Raw genomic sequence first — 14,571 nt, 5'->3', positions numbered from 1 at the left:
CGTCAGGCGAAAGCCTCGATCGGCGGGCACGCGCACACCAGGTTCCGGTCGCCGTAGGCCTGGTCGATCCGGCGCACGGGTGGCCAGTACTTCGACCGCACCAGCGTGTGCACCGGGTATACGGCGATCTCGCGCGAGTACGGATGGGTCCACTCGCCCTCGATGACGGAGGATGCCGTGTGCGGCGCGTTCACGAGCGGGTTGTCGTCTGCCGGCCACTGGCCCGCGGCGACGGCGACGGCCTCGGCCTTGATCGCGATCATTGCCTCGATGAACCGCTCGATCTCGGCGAGGTCCTCGGATTCGGTGGGCTCGACCATGAGCGTGCCGGCGACCGGGAACGACATGGTCGGCGCGTGGAAGCCGTAGTCGATGAGGCGCTTGGCGACATCGTCGACGGTCACGCCGGTCGCATCCCGCAGCGGTCGCAGGTCGAGGATGCACTCGTGCGCGACGAGGCCGTCCTCGCCGGTGTAGAGCACCGGGTAGTGGTCGCGGAGGCGCGCAGCGATGTAGTTCGCGGCGAGCACCGCAGCGGCGGTGGCCGAGCGCAGCCCCTCGGACCCCAGCATCCGCACATACGCCCACGAGATGGGCAGGATGCCGGCCGAGCCGTGCGGGGCCGCCGACACGGGTCCGCCCTCGAACACGCCACCGGCATGGTCCTTGCGCTGCGAGAACGGATGCCCCGGCAGGTGCGGAGCGAGGTGCGCCTTCGCTGCGACCGGTCCGACGCCCGGCCCGCCGCCACCGTGCGGGATCGCGAAGGTCTTGTGCAGGTTCAGGTGCGAGACGTCGCCCCCGAGGTCGCCGAACCGGGCGTAGCCCAGCAGGGCGTTGAGGTTCGCGCCATCCACGTACACCTGACCGCCCGCGTCGTGCACGACCTGCGTGATCTCGAGCACGTCGTGCTCGTAGACGCCGTGCGTCGACGGGTAGGTGATCATGAGCGCGGCGAGCGCCTCGGCGTGAACCGCGATCTTCGCCCGCAGATCGTCGAGATCGACGTTGCCTGCCTCGTCGCACGCGACCACGACGACCTTCATGCCGGCGAGGACCGCCGATGCCGCGTTCGTGCCGTGCGCCGACGACGGGATGAGGCACACCGTGCGGTCGAGGTCGCCGTTGGCGCGATGGTAGCCGCGGATGGCGAGCAGGCCCGCGAGCTCGCCCTGCGAGCCGGCGTTCGGCTGGAGCGAGACCGCGTCGTAGCCCGTGACCTCGGCGAGCCAGACCTCGAGCTGCTCGATCATCGCCAGGTAGCCGCGGACGTCCGCCTCGGGGGCGAACGGGTGCACCCGCGAGAACTCCGGCCACGACACCGCGGCCATCTCGGTCGCGGCGTTGAGCTTCATGGTGCACGACCCGAGCGGGATCATGCCCCGGTCGAGCGCGTAGTCGCGATCGGCGAGCTGCTTGAGGTAGCGCATCATCGCCGTCTCGGAGCGATACGCGTTGAAGACCGGGTGGGTGAGGTATTCGTCGGTGCGATGCAGGTCCGACGGCACGCGCGCGATGGGTGCGGCATCCGTGAACGGGATGTCGCGCGCCCCGTGCTCGTCGGTCTCCGGCAAGCCGAAGGCCCACGCCACGGCGGCGACGTCGGCGGCGGTCGTGGTCTCGTCCACCGAGATGCCGACCGTCGCGTCGTCGACCCAGAACAGCTGGTAGCCCTTCGAGCGCGCCCGATCGATGACGCGCTGCGACGGGCCGGGGGTGACGACGCGGATCGTGTCGAAGAACGAGTCCGACACGAGATTGAGGTCGTACTCGCGCAGGCGCTGGGCCAGGGCCTCGGCCTTTCGCGCGACATCCATCGCGATCGCCTTCAGCCCGTCCGGGCCGTGGTACACCGCGTACATCGACGCCATCACGGCGAGGAGCACCTGCGCGGTGCAGATGTTCGAGGTCGCCTTCTCGCGACGGATGTGCTGCTCGCGCGTCTGCAGTGCGAGCCGGTACGCCGGATGCCCCGACGCGTCCTGCGAGACACCGACCAGGCGCCCCGGCAGCTGCCGCTCGAGTCCCTGCTTCACGGTCATGTACCCCGCGTGCGGGCCGCCGAAGCCCAGCGGCACGCCGAACCGCTGGGTGGTGCCGACCGCGACATCGGCGCCGAGCGAGCCGGGCGACGCGAGAAGCGTCAGCGCCAGCAGATCGGCCGCCACCACGGCGAGCCCGCCCGCCAGGTGCGCGGCGTCGATGACTCCGGCCGGATCCCACACGTTGCCCGTGGCACCCGGGTACTGCACGAAGACGCCGAACAGCTCATCCGGCAGCATCGCGCCGTGGGCCAGATCGAGCTCGACGAGGTCGATGCCCACCGCCTCGGCGCGGGCGCGCAGCAGCGCCTTGGTCTGGGGCAGGGCGTCGGCATCCACCGCGAACACGCGCGAGGCCGACTTCGAGGCCCGACGGGCCACCAGCATCCCCTCGACGACCGCCGTCGACTCATCGAGCATCGACGCGTTGGCCGTCGTGAGCCCGGTCAGGTCGGTGACCATGGTCTGGAAGTTGATGAGCGCCTCGAGCCGGCCCTGCGAGATCTCGGGCTGGTACGGCGTGTAGGCCGTGTACCACGAAGGGTTCTCGAGCACGTTGCGCGAGATCACCGACGGGGTCAGCGTGTCGTAGTAGCCGAGGCCGATCATCGGCCGGGCGACACGGTTCTGCGACGCGAGCGCGCGCAGCTCCGCGAGCGCTTCGGCCTCGGTCGCGGCGGCCGGGATGTCGCTCGTCGAGCGTGCTGAGACCTGGATGGATGCCGGCACCGCCGCGTGCACGAGCGCATCGACGTCGGCGTAGCCGAGGGCGTCGAGCATGGTGCGCTGGGCTGCGGCATCCGTTCCGATGTGACGCTCGGCGAAGCCCCGCGCGCTCACTCCTCGCCGCCCGTGAGGGCGAGGTAGGCCTCGCGGTCGAGGAGGTCGGCCGCGGCCGATGCGTCGACGCGGAGCTTCACGAGCCAGCCGTCGCCGAACGGATCGGAGTTCACGAGCGACGGATCGTCGACGACGGCGTCGTTCACCTCGACGACCTCTCCGGTCAGCGGCGCGTAGAGCTCGCCGACGGACTTCGTCGATTCGATCTCGCCGCAGACCTGGCCGGCGGTGACGCCCGTGTCGCCGCTCGGGAGGTCCACGTAGACGACGTCGCCGAGCTTGTCGGCCGCGTAATCCGTGATGCCGACGGTCGCGACATCGCCGTCGAAGGCGATCCACTCGTGCTCGGCAGTGTATTTGAGGCTGTTGAGGTCGGTCACTTGTTCCTCCGGTCGGTGGATTCTGGATAGGGGCGCGCAGATCACCGGGCACGCCGGTAGAACGGCAACGCGGTCACGGTCGCGAGTATGCGCGTCCCCCGCACGTCGATGGTCAGTTCGGTTCCGGGCTCGCTCGCACGCGGCGAGACGAACGCCATGGCGATCGGGTATCCGAGCGTGGGACTGAGTGCCCCGCTGGTGATCTCGCCGACGCGGGTGTCGCCGTCGTACACCCCGTAGCCCGCCCGGCCCGCGCGTCTGCCGTCGGAGACGAGTCCCACGAGGACGGGTGCATCCGAGGCGACGACTGCGGAGAGCCCTGCGCGGCCCACGAAATCGTCCTTGTCGGCGGCGACGACGCGCGCCAGGCCGGCCTGCGCGGGCACGACGTCGCGCGAGAGCTCGTGGCCGTAGAGCGGCATCCCCGCCTCCAGGCGAAGCGTATCGCGGGCGGCGAGACCGGCGGGGACCAGCCCGTGCGGTTCCCCCGCAGCGAGCACCTCGTCCCACAGCGCTCCCGCCGCCGACGCGTCGAGGTAGAGCTCGAAGCCGTCCTCGCCGGTGTAACCGGTGCGGCCGATGTCCACCGGTACGGAATCCGCGCCGGCGACCGCGTACTCGGCGTGCGTCATGCGGTAGTACCTGAGCTCGTCGAGCGGCAAGCGGATGCCGGTGACCCCTGCCGTCGCCGCCAGGATCGCCTGTGCGGCAGGCCCCTGCACCGCGATGAGGGCGATGCGCTCGGTGGCGTCGTCGACCTCGACCTCGAACCCCAGCGAGCGGTCGAGGAGCGCGGGGGCGACGGCATCCCGGTTGCCGGCGTTCGCCACGACCATGTACCGCTCGGCGTGGTACCGGTAGACGATGACGTCGTCGATGATCCCGCCGTCGACGTCGAGCAGCAGGCTGTACTTCGCCTGGTCATCCGCGAGCGTCGAGAGGCGACCCGCGAGGGCGTAGTCGAGGAAGGCGCCCGCCCCCTCTCCCGAGACGAAGAACTCGGCCATGTGCGAGATGTCGAAGAGTCCGGCCGTGGTGCGCACGGCGTGGTGCTCGGCGAGATCGGACGAGTAGCGCACCGGCATGAGCCATCCGCCGAAGTCGGTGAAGGACGCGCCGAGCGCCTCGTGGCGCGCGTGCAAGGGTGTGGTGCGGGGGTCGGTCATGAGTTCTCCCGTCGGCGATCGGGCAGACGCCGGACGGCGTCTGAGAACTCCCCCTCTGTCATGGGCCTGAGAGCTTCGCCGCGGGCATCGCGTCGGATGACGGGATGCCGTGGGCTTTCACCTTCGGCGGATTTCGGACGCTGGCCTGGCTACAGGACTCCGAGGTGGAGACGCGTTGGGGTCGGCTGGCGGTAAGGGGTTTCGACAGGGGCGCTGCGCGCGCCCTGCTCAACCCGATTTCTTGCTCGCTTCGCTCGCTCGAAATCGCTTTCCAGAGCGGCCGGACCCGGGCGGTACGGGACCTGAGAGATTGGCGGGGAGGCTTGCTCCTTCGGTGCCCGACGATGGTGCTGTCGAGGCTCTCCCGCGGGGGTCGTTCGGCCTTGTCTTCAGTTGCGCGTCAAGCATACCCGGGGCGCCGACCGTTGGACGGCGCCGACCGCGCGCCGCTCACCGCGTGCAGTGCCCCGGAGCGACGGCGGATCGAAGATCCTCGGCACCGGCGATGACCGGAGCGAGCTCGCTGGTGGTCATGGCGTATCCCCGGGATTCGTCGTCGACGCCCCGCGCGAACACCAGCCCCGCAACGCGCCCGTCGGATGCGAGCAGCGGGCCGCCGGAGTTTCCCGGGCGGACGGCGGCATCCAGAGCATAGATCTCGCGCGGCGCGGCGCTCTGGTCGTAGACATCCGGCACCGGAACGGTCCCGACCGAGAGCACTGTCGCGGGCACCGCGGTGAACGGGCCGCCGTTCGGGTAGCCCTCGACCGCTGCGGCGGCGCCCGCCCTGAGCACGGGAGACAGATCGATCGGCGGCGCGTCGAGGCCGTCGACAGAGATCACCGCGAGATCCTCCACCGGGTCGAAGTAGACGATCCGGCCCTCGCGTGCGGCGCGTCCGGGCAGTTCGACGATCGGGGTTTCGACGCCCGCGACGACGTGCGCGTTCGTGATCAGCCGATCCTTCGCCACCACGAAGCCCGATCCGGTCATCCCGGTGCCGCACGCATACGCGACTCCCGAGATGCGGGCGACGGATGCCGCAGCCTTCTCGAGCTGCGGATCGTCCATCGCGATCGGGGGTGAGGCGGTGACGCCGGCATCCGGTCCGAGCAGCGCGCGCAGCCGAGGCAGGCCATCGCCCATCACCGACGCGCGCAGCTGGGCGATCGTCGCATCGATCGGCGGGGGTATCAGCGCATCGATGCCCTGCAGGATCCGCGACGACGCTATGGCCGTCGAGACGGCCGGCATGCCGGCGATCGCGATCGTCGGTGCGACCAGCGCGATCGCAAGCGCGGCGACGACGACACTCGCGACGCCGCCGAGGAAGCGCTCGAATCCCTTCAGCGGAGTGCGATCGACGCCCTTTCGCAGCGCTGCTCCGACCACTGAGCCGACCGTTGCGCCCAATAGCAGCAGCCCGACTCCGACCCCGAGCACCGCCGCGCCGCGCCAGACCGGGGACGGCAGCCATGCACTCACGAGCGGCAGCAGCCAGAACGCCGCGACGCCCCCGAGGATGAGGCCGACGATCGTGCCCAGGCTCGCGAGCAGCCCCCGCTGCACGCCCGCGACCAGCGCGATGACGAGGATGACGACGATCACCACATCCACGATCAGCACTCGGTGTCCTCCACAGTCCGGTCAGCCGCAAGAGTAGGCGGTCGTGCTGTGGATGTCCCGCGGGCAACCGGGATTTGACCTTCAGGTCGGAATGACTATAAGATGGGTACACCACTTAGGGTCAACATGACACAAACAATGGGAACCATCGCGAACACGTCCTCCGCTCACGCCGAGGACACGACGCGGGTCGCCGTCTCCACGGTGATCTTCACCCTGGGGCGGGATCCCGGAGCGGATCGGGCGACGGTGGTCATCCCCCTCGTGCGCCGCACGCGCGACCCGTACGAAGGCCTGTGGGCGCTTCCGGGCGGATGGCTGGACATCGCCGAGAGCCTGGATGCCGCGGCATCCCGCACCCTCGCCGAGACGACCGGGCTGGCACCCAGCTTCCTCGAGCAGCTGTACGCGTTCGGGGCGGTGGATCGCTCCCCCAGCCGTGTCGTGTCGATCGTCTACTGGGCGCTGCTTCGCTCGGACGAGGTCGACGCCTCCGACGCGGACGAGCCGACCCGGATGACGCCCGCAAGCGTGTTCGAGAACACGTCGTGGTTCGATGCGGCATCCCTCCCCCGTCTCGCGTTCGACCACAACGAGATCGTCGAGTACGCGCTGTGGCGACTGCGCAACAAGGTCGGCTACAGCCGGATCGCCCACGGCCTGCTCGCCGACGAGTTCACCCTCGCCGAACTGCGAGAGGTGTACGAGGCCATCCTCGGCCGACGACTCGATCCGGCGAACTTCCGCCGTCAGGTCGAGAACTCCGGCAACCTCCTTCCCACCGACCGCTTCCGCACGGGCAGCCATCGTCCCGCGCGGCTGTACCGCTACAACCAGGACGTCGAGCTCGCTGACCGCGGCCCGCTCGTCCGACACTGACCGAGAGCGAATCGAGCACCTCATGAGCGCGACATCCCTGACCCTGCAGCCCCGGCCGATGGACCCCTCCGTCGACCACGCGATCCAGGCGATCGTGGCCGGCGCGTCGACCGCCGAGACCTGCAACACCGATCTGGCCGCCGGACCGTGGAACTTCGACGCGCGACCCGGCTACGGTCCGGGCTCGTCGATGGGCGACGTCATCCCGACCGGCTCCCCCCGTCAGGGCGAGCTCCCGGCCGAGTACCGCGAGGCGGCGGCGGACGAGCTCGACGCGCGGGTGCGTGCCGCCAAGCGGATCCTCGGCGACCGGGTGATGATCCTCGGTCACTTCTACCAGCGCGAAGAGGTCGTGCGGCACGCGGACTACGTCGGCGACTCGTTCCAGCTCGCGAACGCTGCCAAGGCGCATCCCGAGGCCGAGGCGATCGTGTTCTGCGGCGTGCACTTCATGGCCGAGACCGCGGACCTGCTGTCGGGGCCCCAGCAGGCCGTCATCCTGCCGAACCTCGCGGCGGGCTGCTCGATGGCCGACATGGCCGACATCGACCAGGTCGAGGAGTGCTGGGAGCAGCTCGAAGAGGTCTACGGCGACATGGACGGCGTCGACGCGAACGGGCTCGTGCCCGTGATCCCCGTCACGTACATGAACTCCTCGGCGGCCATCAAGGGCTTCGTCGGGCGCCACGGCGGCATCGTCTGCACGTCGTCGAACGCGCGCACCGTGCTGGAGTGGGCGTTCGAGCGCGGGCGCCGGGTGCTGTTCTTCCCCGACCAGCATCTCGGCCGCAACACCGCCAAGGCGATGGGCGTGCCCCTCGAGCAGATGCCGATGTGGAACCCGCGCAAGCCCCTGGGCGGTTCGACCGCGCGCGAGCTCGATGATGCCCGCGTGATCCTGTGGCATGGCTTCTGCTCGGTGCACCGGCGGTTCACCGTCGAGCAGGTCGAGAAGGCGCGCGCCGGGCACCCGGGCGTGCGGGTCATCGTGCACCCGGAGTGCCCGATGGCCGTCGTCGACGCCGCGGACGAGTCCGGATCCACCGACTACATCCGCAAGGCGATCGAGGCCGCGACCGAGCCCACGACCTTCGCGATCGGCACCGAGGTCAACCTGGTGCAGCGGCTCGCCGCCGACAACCCGCAGCACGAGATCTTCTGCCTCGACCCCGTGGTGTGCCCGTGCTCCACGATGTACCGCATCCACCCCGGCTACCTCGCCTGGGTGCTCGAGGGTCTCGTCGACGGCGAGGTGCGCAACCGCATCCTCGTGCCTTCCGACGTCGCAGACCCGGCACGTCTGGCCCTCGAGCGGATGCTGGCGGCCAAGCCGCCGGCGGCGCCGATCTCCGATTGGGAGCACGCCTCATGACGCGCCGCGATTCGTCTCGCTTCGCTCGCCCGACGACCGAGCAGAAGATCCACGCCGTCGTCGTGGGAAGCGGCATCGCCGGGCTGACGGTGGCGCTGCACGCCGTGCAGAGCGGATGCCGCGTCACCCTCGTGACGAAGGACGTGCTCGAGCACGCGAACACCCGCTACGCCCAGGGCGGCATCGCGGGCGTGATGTTCGCGGACGACCGCGCCGAGGACCACATCCGCGACACGCTGATCGCGGGAGCCGGCCTGAGCGATCCGGAGGCCGTCCGCGTGCTGGTGGACGAGGGTCCTGCCCGCATCCGCGAGCTCATCGGCCTCGGCGTCGCGTTCGACCGCGACGGGCACGGCGACTTCGTGAAGGGGCTCGAGGCCGCCCACTCCTACCCCCGGATCCTCCACTCCGGCGGCGACGCGACCGGTACCGCGATCGAGAGAGCGCTCGTCGCCCGGCTGCGGGCCAGTGACGTCCGGGTGATCGAGCACGCATTCCTGATCGACATCCTGATGCGAGACGGTCGCGCGAGCGGTGTCGAGCTGCTCGTGGACGACGCCGAGCGTGAACTGGTCGACGCCGACGCGGTCGTGCTCGCGACCGGCGGCGCGGGCGAGCTGTACGCGCACTCGACGAACCCGCACGTCGCCACCGGCGACGGCATCGCCGCCGCGGTCCGCGCCGGCGCCGGGGTGCGCGACCTGGAATTCTTCCAGTTCCACCCGACGGTACTCGAGGCCGGCGGCGTCGGCGAGGCGTTCCTGGTGTCCGAAGCCGTGCGCGGCGAGGGCGCGATCCTCGTCGACGAGCGCGGCCGCCGCTTCGCGTTCGACTCGCACCCCGACGGCGAGCTCGCCCCGCGCGACGTCGTCGCCCGCGCGATCGCACGGCAGATGGACGCGCAGGACGGCCGGTCCGTCTTCCTCGACGCGACCGGCCTGCGCCCGACGTACGAGGAGCGCCGCGAGTTCCTGGCTCGCCGCTTCCCGACGATCGACCGTGCCGTGCGCGACCGCGGTCTCGACTGGGCGCGCGACCCGATTCCCGTGACCCCGGCCGCGCACTACCTGATGGGCGGCGTGACGACGGATCTCGTCGGTCGCACGAGCCTGCCCGGGCTCTACGCGGTGGGCGAGGTCGCACACACCGGAGTGCACGGTGCCAACCGCCTGGCGTCGAACTCGCTCCTCGAGGGCGCCGTGTTCGGCGCCCGGGCCGGCGACGCGCTCGCCGCGGACGCGGCGTCGGGCGCCTGGCCCGTCATCCCGACCTCCGCCGACACGGCCTCCGGCGGCTGGCCCGTCGCCCCGACCCCCGCTCACCGGTCGCAATACGCCGAGTCCGATCGGCGTGTAATGACAGCGGAACGGGCGGATCCGCCGGCCTTCTCGAGGGCGGCGCTGCAGCGGCTGATGTGGGAGGATGCCGGACTCGTACGCGACGAGGCCGGGCTCACCCACGCCGCGGGAATGCTCGCCGCGTGGAACGAGATCCCCCGCACGCCGCGCACCGAGACCGAGTTCGAGGACGAGAATCTCCTGCTCGTCGCGACCCGCCTGGTCGACGCTGCGCTGCGCCGAACGCATTCGGTCGGCGCGCATTTCCGCAGCGACGACCCGGGCGTGTCGTCGACGGATGCCGCGACATCCAGCCCTGCTGCGGTCGCTGTCGGGGCAGCCTGATGCTCACGAGGGCCACGATCGACCGCGTCGTCTCGGCCGCACTCGAAGAGGACGCGCCCTGGGGCGACATCACCAGCGAGTACCTCATCATCGAGACCGCGATGGCCCGTGCCGACCTGGTCGCACGCGAGAACGGCGTGTTCAGCGGCGGTGAGGTGTTCGCGGCGGCCTTCCGGCTGACCGACCCGCGCACCGAGGTCGAGTCGATCGTCGAAGACGGCGAATGGTTCGAGGCGGGCGCCGTGCTGGCGGTCGTGACCGGCCCCGCCCGTTCGGTGCTGACCGCCGAGCGCATCGGCCTGAACTTCACGCAGCGGATGTCGGGCATCGCCACCCTCACCGCCCGATACGTCGCCGAGGTCGCCCACACCGGCGCGCGCATCGCGGACACCCGCAAGACGACGCCGGGACTGCGGGCATTCGAGCGTCACGCGGTGGTCAACGGCGGCGGCCACAACCACCGCTACTCGCTCTCGGACGCGGTCATGGCCAAGGACAACCACCTCGCTGTGCTGACCCGCACCGGGGTCTCGATCACGGCCGCGCTGCAGGGCGCGATCGCGCGACTCCCCCACACCACCCACGTCGAGGTCGAGGTGGATCGGCTGGATCAGATCGAGGCCATGCTGGCGGCCGGCATCGGCACCATCATGCTCGACAACTTCTCGCTGGAGGATCTCCGCACGGGTGTCGCCCAGATCGGCGGGAGGGCGACCGTCGAGGCATCGGGCGGCGTCTCGCTCGAGACCGTGCGGGCGATCGCCGAGACCGGGGTGGATGTCATCTCCGTCGGAGCGCTCACCCACTCGGCGCGGGCGCTCGACCTCGGTCTCGACATCCGGATCTCGTGAGGTCCCCCGCGTGAGCATGCTCTACCTCGACAACGCGGCCACCACCCCGGTGCGCCCCGAGGTGCTCGAGGCGATGATGCCGTACCTCACGCGCTGGTTCGGCAACCCTTCGAGCCACCACACCGTCGGCGAGGCCGCTGCCCACGCGCTCGCCGATGCACGCGCGCGGGTGGGGCGGGTGCTCGGCATGCGGGCGGGCGACATCGTGTTCACATCGGGCGGCACCGAGGCGAACAACCTCGCGGTGAAGGGCATCGCGATCGCAGCGAAGTCGCTGCGCGCGGCCAAGGGCGCGGCGGATGCCGGGCACATCGTGACGACGGCGATCGAGCACGAATCGATCATCGAGTCCGTCGACTATCTGCGGCGCATCCACGGCTTCGATGTGACACGCGTCGCCGTGGACGAGGGCGGACGCATCGATCCTGCCGCAGTGGCCGCCGCGCTGCGAGACGACACGCTGCTCGTGACCTTCGGCTACGCGAACAACGAGGTCGGCACCGTCCAGGATGTCGCGGCCATCGCCGCGGTCGCGCATGCGCGGGGCATCCCCGTCCACATCGACGCGGTGCAGGCGGCGGGCTGGCTGACCCTGTCGGCCGACGATCTCGGCGCAGATGCCGTCTCCATCGCCGGTCACAAGCTCGGAGCGCCCAAGGGCACCGGGGTCCTCGCGGTGCGCGGACGCATCCCGCTCGAACCGCTCCTGCACGGCGGCGGCCAGGAGCGGGGGCGCCGCAGCGGCACCGAGGACGTCGCGGGAGCCGTCGGCCTCGCGACCGCGCTCGAACTCGCCGAACGGGAGCGGGTCGAGGCATCCGCTCGCGTCGCCGCGCTGCGGGACCGGTTCGTCGACCGCGTCCTCGCGAAGGTGTCGTCGGCGCGGCTGACCGGCGACCCGGTCCACCGCCTGCCGGGCGTGGCCAGCTTCACGTTCGCCGGCACCAGCGGCGAGGCGATCCTGCTGGAGCTCGAGCGGCGCGGCGTCGTATCGTCGAGCGGGTCGGCGTGCGCCGCGGGAAGCGACGAGCCGTCGCACGTCCTCGTCGCCCTGGGGGTCCCCGCCGAGGTGGCGCAGACCGCGGTGCGATTCACGTTCTCGCACGCTCAGCGCGAGTCGCTCGAGGGCGTCGCCGACGCGGTCGCGGCATCCGTCCTCGCCGTACAATCGGGCGAGTGACCCTCCTCGCCACGCCCGCCGTCACGGTCATCGTTCCCGGGTTCGACGTCGCGGAGTACGCCGTCGACGCGCTCGATTCGCTTCGGGCGCAGACGCGCGACGACTGGATCGCGATCCTCATCGACGACGCCTCGACCGACGACACGGGCGCGATGTTCGACGCCGCCGCCGCTGCGGACGGGCGGTTCCGCGTGGTGCACCACGCAGCACGGGCGGGCCTCGGCGCCGCCCGCAACACCGGGCTCGACCTCGTCGACACGCCGTTCGTCGCGTTCCTGGATGCCGACGATCGGCTGACGCCTCGGGCGCTCGAGCGGCTCGTCGGCACGGTCTCCGCGAGCGGGAGCGACTTCGCGGTCGGCGCGTACGTCCGGCTGCGGCCCGACTCAGACGGCGGCTACGTCTCCGGTGCGGTGCAGCCCTGGGTCGCGGCATCCACCGACCCGGCGCGCACCGGGACGACCCTCGAGCATCACCCGGAGGTGAGCGCCAACATCGTCGCGTGGTCGAAGGTCAGCCGCACCGGGCTGTGGCAGCGCACCAGGCTGCGCTTCCCGGTCGGCGTGGCGTACGAGGATCAGATCGTCGCGCAGCAGATGTACACGCGGGCTCGGGCGTTCGACGTCATCCCGGATGTCGTCGTGGAGTGGCGGGAGCGCGCCGACGGCTCGTCCATCACCCAGCACAAAGACCAGCTGAGCGTGCTGCTGGACTACCTCGCGGCGCTCGCCGGAGGGATCGCCGTGCTCGACACAGCCGGCCAGCGGGCGGCAGCGTCAGCCCGGGTGCGGCTGATCCTCGCGATGGACCTGCCCCCGCTCATCGCGATCGCGCGCGACCACCCCGACGACGCCTACCGCCGCGGCGTCGGTGCCTTCACGCGCGAGCTCTGGGATCGGGCCGAGGCGGATCGCCCTGACCTCGACCCTGAGGTCTCCACCGCGCTCGGCGCCGCCCGGCTCTGGTAGGGGGGTCCGCGCCCGCGCGGTGCGCGGCCGCTCGGCAGCCCGCCGACCGCAGCGCGGTGATCCGCCGAGATGCCCCGATCGGCGGCATCCCGCACTCGCATCTCCGCCGATCAGGGCAATCCGGCGTCGAGCCACGGGCGCCGGGGGCCGGGCCTCGTCCACCCGGAAGCCTCGCTACGCTTGCGATCGCCCGAGTTGCCCCCGATCGGCCGCATCCTCGTCGGTGAGACCGACCGATCGGGGCAACTGGAGCGTTTCGCGTGATCGGCCGTCTCCCGTCGTACCCGGGGTAGCGCTTTTCGCCCTCCTCGCCGAAGTACTCCGATCGGCGGCATTCCCGCTCCTGAGAACGACCGATCTGGGCAACTGGGCACCACCAGTCCCCGGTCGAACTGCCGACGTCACCGTCGAGTCCTCCACAGCGGCGGTCCGATACGAGCCCATCCCCGATCGCTGTTGAAGGGGCCGGAGCCGACACCCGAGAGCGGAGGCTTTCGGGATGCCACGTCGCCCCGATCCCCTCCCAGAACCGTTCCGCGGTCGGTCCTTCTCCGTCTCACGTGCTCATGCCGCCGGGGTCTCCCGGTCCAGGACGAGAGCCAAGGACTTGTCGCAGCCGTACTACGGTGTCCGGGTTCCGGCCAAGGCGAAGCTGAGTTTCGCGCAACGGTGCAGTGCGCGCGCCACGCGGCTTTCCGGCAAGGCGGCATTCAGCCACCTCACGGCAGCACGGCTGCATGGCCTGCCTCTTCCAGCGGAGCACGAGCGTGCCGACATCTTCGAGATCACAGTCCCGCGGGGTCAACGGGCGCCGCGCGGAAATGCCGTGCGCGGCCACCAGGCGCAGTTGGGACCGAAGGATGTCGACAAGCGAACCGGCGTCCATGCGACGACTCCCGAACGCACGTTCTGCGACTTGGCGGCGTGTCTCACGCTAGGGCAGCTGGTCGCTGTCGGTGACACGCTCATCCGGCGTCACGGCGGTCTGCTCACTCGGAAAGACCTCGAGCGCAACGTCGCAAGCTATCGGGGACGCCGCAACATCCGGCGCCTGCGCCGCGCACTCGAACTGCTCGACCAGGATGCCGAGTCACCGAAGGAGTCCGAGCTGCGCGTCGCGATCATCGAGGCTGGGTTTCCGACGCCGACGTGCAACGAGTCGGTCTTCGATGGGCGAGGGCGTCTCGTCGGCCGCGTCGACCTTGCGTATCCCGCACTGAAGATCGCCATCGAGTACGAGGGCGACTATCACCGACAGCAGGACCAATGGCGGGCAGACCTGAAGAGACGCCGGCGGCTCGAGGCGCTCGGATGGACCTACCTCAGCGTCACACAAGCCGACCTCGACGGCCCCGAGGACTTCCTCGCCGACCTTCGCGTGGCCATGGAGCGGTGAGCCGGCGCGAGCGGCGGCATCCCGCACTCGCCTTCCGACCCATCGAGGCAACTCAACGGCGTCCCGCCACAAGACCCGGAGCGTTCATCCCGAAGCCCCGCACCCGCATAGAGGTGCCGCAGCCCGCGGGCGCGCCCGCTTGTCACCAGATACCCCGATCGGCGGTATCCCGCACCCGAATCTTCACCG

11 protein-coding genes and 1 riboswitch are annotated in these 14,571 nt (G+C 70.8%); of the genes, 7 read left to right on the top strand and 4 right to left on the bottom strand.

Annotation, left to right across the window (positions count from 1 at the left end; genetic code table 11):
• Nucleotides 1-2: 2 nt before the first annotated feature.
• The 4 genes from gcvP to ABD212_RS10770 all read right to left on the bottom strand — a co-directional run bounded on the left by gcvP (nt 3) and on the right by ABD212_RS10770 (nt 6,054).
• Entirely contained in the window at nt 3-2,822 is a 2,820-nt protein-coding gene (gcvP, locus tag ABD212_RS10785; protein ID WP_425561265.1) for an aminomethyl-transferring glycine dehydrogenase, read from the bottom strand.
• 56 nt (nt 2,823-2,878) lie between these two features.
• A complete protein-coding gene (gene gcvH, locus ABD212_RS10780) occupies nt 2,879-3,262 on the bottom strand; it encodes a glycine cleavage system protein GcvH (RefSeq protein ID WP_344094394.1) in 384 nt (127 codons plus the stop codon).
• Between the two features lie 41 nt (nt 3,263-3,303).
• Nucleotides 3,304-4,428 (bottom strand): glycine cleavage system aminomethyltransferase GcvT, encoded by a 1,125-nt coding sequence (gcvT, locus tag ABD212_RS10775; RefSeq protein WP_344094392.1) that lies wholly within the window; start codon nt 4,426-4,428, stop codon nt 3,304-3,306.
• A 281-nt stretch (nt 4,429-4,709) separates the two neighbouring features.
• Nucleotides 4,710-4,805: riboswitch (glycine riboswitch) on the bottom strand.
• Between the two features lie 73 nt (nt 4,806-4,878).
• Nucleotides 4,879-6,054 (bottom strand): MarP family serine protease, encoded by a 1,176-nt coding sequence (locus ABD212_RS10770; RefSeq protein WP_344094390.1) that lies wholly within the window; start codon nt 6,052-6,054, stop codon nt 4,879-4,881.
• 138 nt (nt 6,055-6,192) lie between these two features.
• Here ABD212_RS10770 and ABD212_RS10765 point away from each other — a divergent pair, with 138 nt between their 5' ends.
• From ABD212_RS10765 to ABD212_RS10735, 7 genes are all read left to right on the top strand, one after another.
• Entirely contained in the window at nt 6,193-6,933 is a 741-nt protein-coding gene (locus tag ABD212_RS10765; protein WP_344094731.1) for an NUDIX hydrolase, read from the top strand.
• Between the two features lie 22 nt (nt 6,934-6,955).
• A complete protein-coding gene (nadA, locus tag ABD212_RS10760; protein WP_344094388.1) occupies nt 6,956-8,305 on the top strand; it encodes a quinolinate synthase NadA in 1,350 nt (449 codons plus the stop codon).
• Nucleotides 8,302-9,987, top strand: coding sequence for an L-aspartate oxidase (gene nadB / locus ABD212_RS10755; protein ID WP_344094385.1), 1,686 nt, complete (start codon nt 8,302-8,304; stop codon nt 9,985-9,987). The genes nadA and nadB overlap by 4 nt, the downstream gene beginning before the upstream one ends.
• Nucleotides 9,987-10,838 carry a carboxylating nicotinate-nucleotide diphosphorylase gene (gene nadC / locus ABD212_RS10750; protein ID WP_344094382.1) on the top strand — a complete coding sequence of 284 codons (852 nt, stop codon included), beginning with the start codon at nt 9,987-9,989 and terminating at the stop codon, nt 10,836-10,838. The genes nadB and nadC overlap by 1 nt, the downstream gene beginning before the upstream one ends.
• Before the next feature lie 16 nt (nt 10,839-10,854).
• A complete protein-coding gene (locus tag ABD212_RS10745) occupies nt 10,855-12,018 on the top strand; it encodes a cysteine desulfurase family protein (protein ID WP_344094729.1) in 1,164 nt (387 codons plus the stop codon).
• On the top strand, nt 12,015-12,986 hold the full coding sequence (locus tag ABD212_RS10740) for a glycosyltransferase family 2 protein (protein ID WP_344094378.1): 972 nt from the start codon (nt 12,015-12,017) through the stop codon (nt 12,984-12,986). The genes ABD212_RS10745 and ABD212_RS10740 overlap by 4 nt, the downstream gene beginning before the upstream one ends.
• Nucleotides 12,987-13,593: 607 nt before the next feature.
• On the top strand, nt 13,594-14,382 hold the full coding sequence (locus ABD212_RS10735; protein WP_344094375.1) for a type IV toxin-antitoxin system AbiEi family antitoxin: 789 nt from the start codon (nt 13,594-13,596) through the stop codon (nt 14,380-14,382).
• The last annotated feature ends 189 nt before the right edge of the window (nt 14,383-14,571 follow it).

It is taken from the genome of Microbacterium deminutum (genome assembly GCF_039530205.1).
GTDB lineage: Bacteria > Actinomycetota > Actinomycetes > Actinomycetales > Microbacteriaceae > Microbacterium > Microbacterium deminutum.
This window is presented reverse-complemented; position numbering and strand designations above follow the sequence as displayed.

What these genes read in the sequence shown, in the direction of transcription:
- nadC (WP_344094382.1), top strand. Translation starts at nt 9,987, where the DNA reads ATGCTCACGAGGGCCACGATCGACCGCGTCGTCTCGGCCGCACTCGAA.
- gcvP (WP_425561265.1), bottom strand. Translation starts at nt 2,822, where the DNA reads ATGCTCGACGCCCTCGGCTACGCCGACGTCGATGCGCTCGTGCACGCG.
- gcvT (WP_344094392.1), bottom strand. Translation starts at nt 4,428, where the DNA reads ATGACCGACCCCCGCACCACACCCTTGCACGCGCGCCACGAGGCGCTC.
- ABD212_RS10745 (WP_344094729.1), top strand. Translation starts at nt 10,855, where the DNA reads ATGCTCTACCTCGACAACGCGGCCACCACCCCGGTGCGCCCCGAGGTG.
- ABD212_RS10765 (WP_344094731.1), top strand. Translation starts at nt 6,193, where the DNA reads ATGGGAACCATCGCGAACACGTCCTCCGCTCACGCCGAGGACACGACG.
- nadA (WP_344094388.1), top strand. Translation starts at nt 6,956, where the DNA reads ATGAGCGCGACATCCCTGACCCTGCAGCCCCGGCCGATGGACCCCTCC.
- nadB (WP_344094385.1), top strand. Translation starts at nt 8,302, where the DNA reads ATGACGCGCCGCGATTCGTCTCGCTTCGCTCGCCCGACGACCGAGCAG.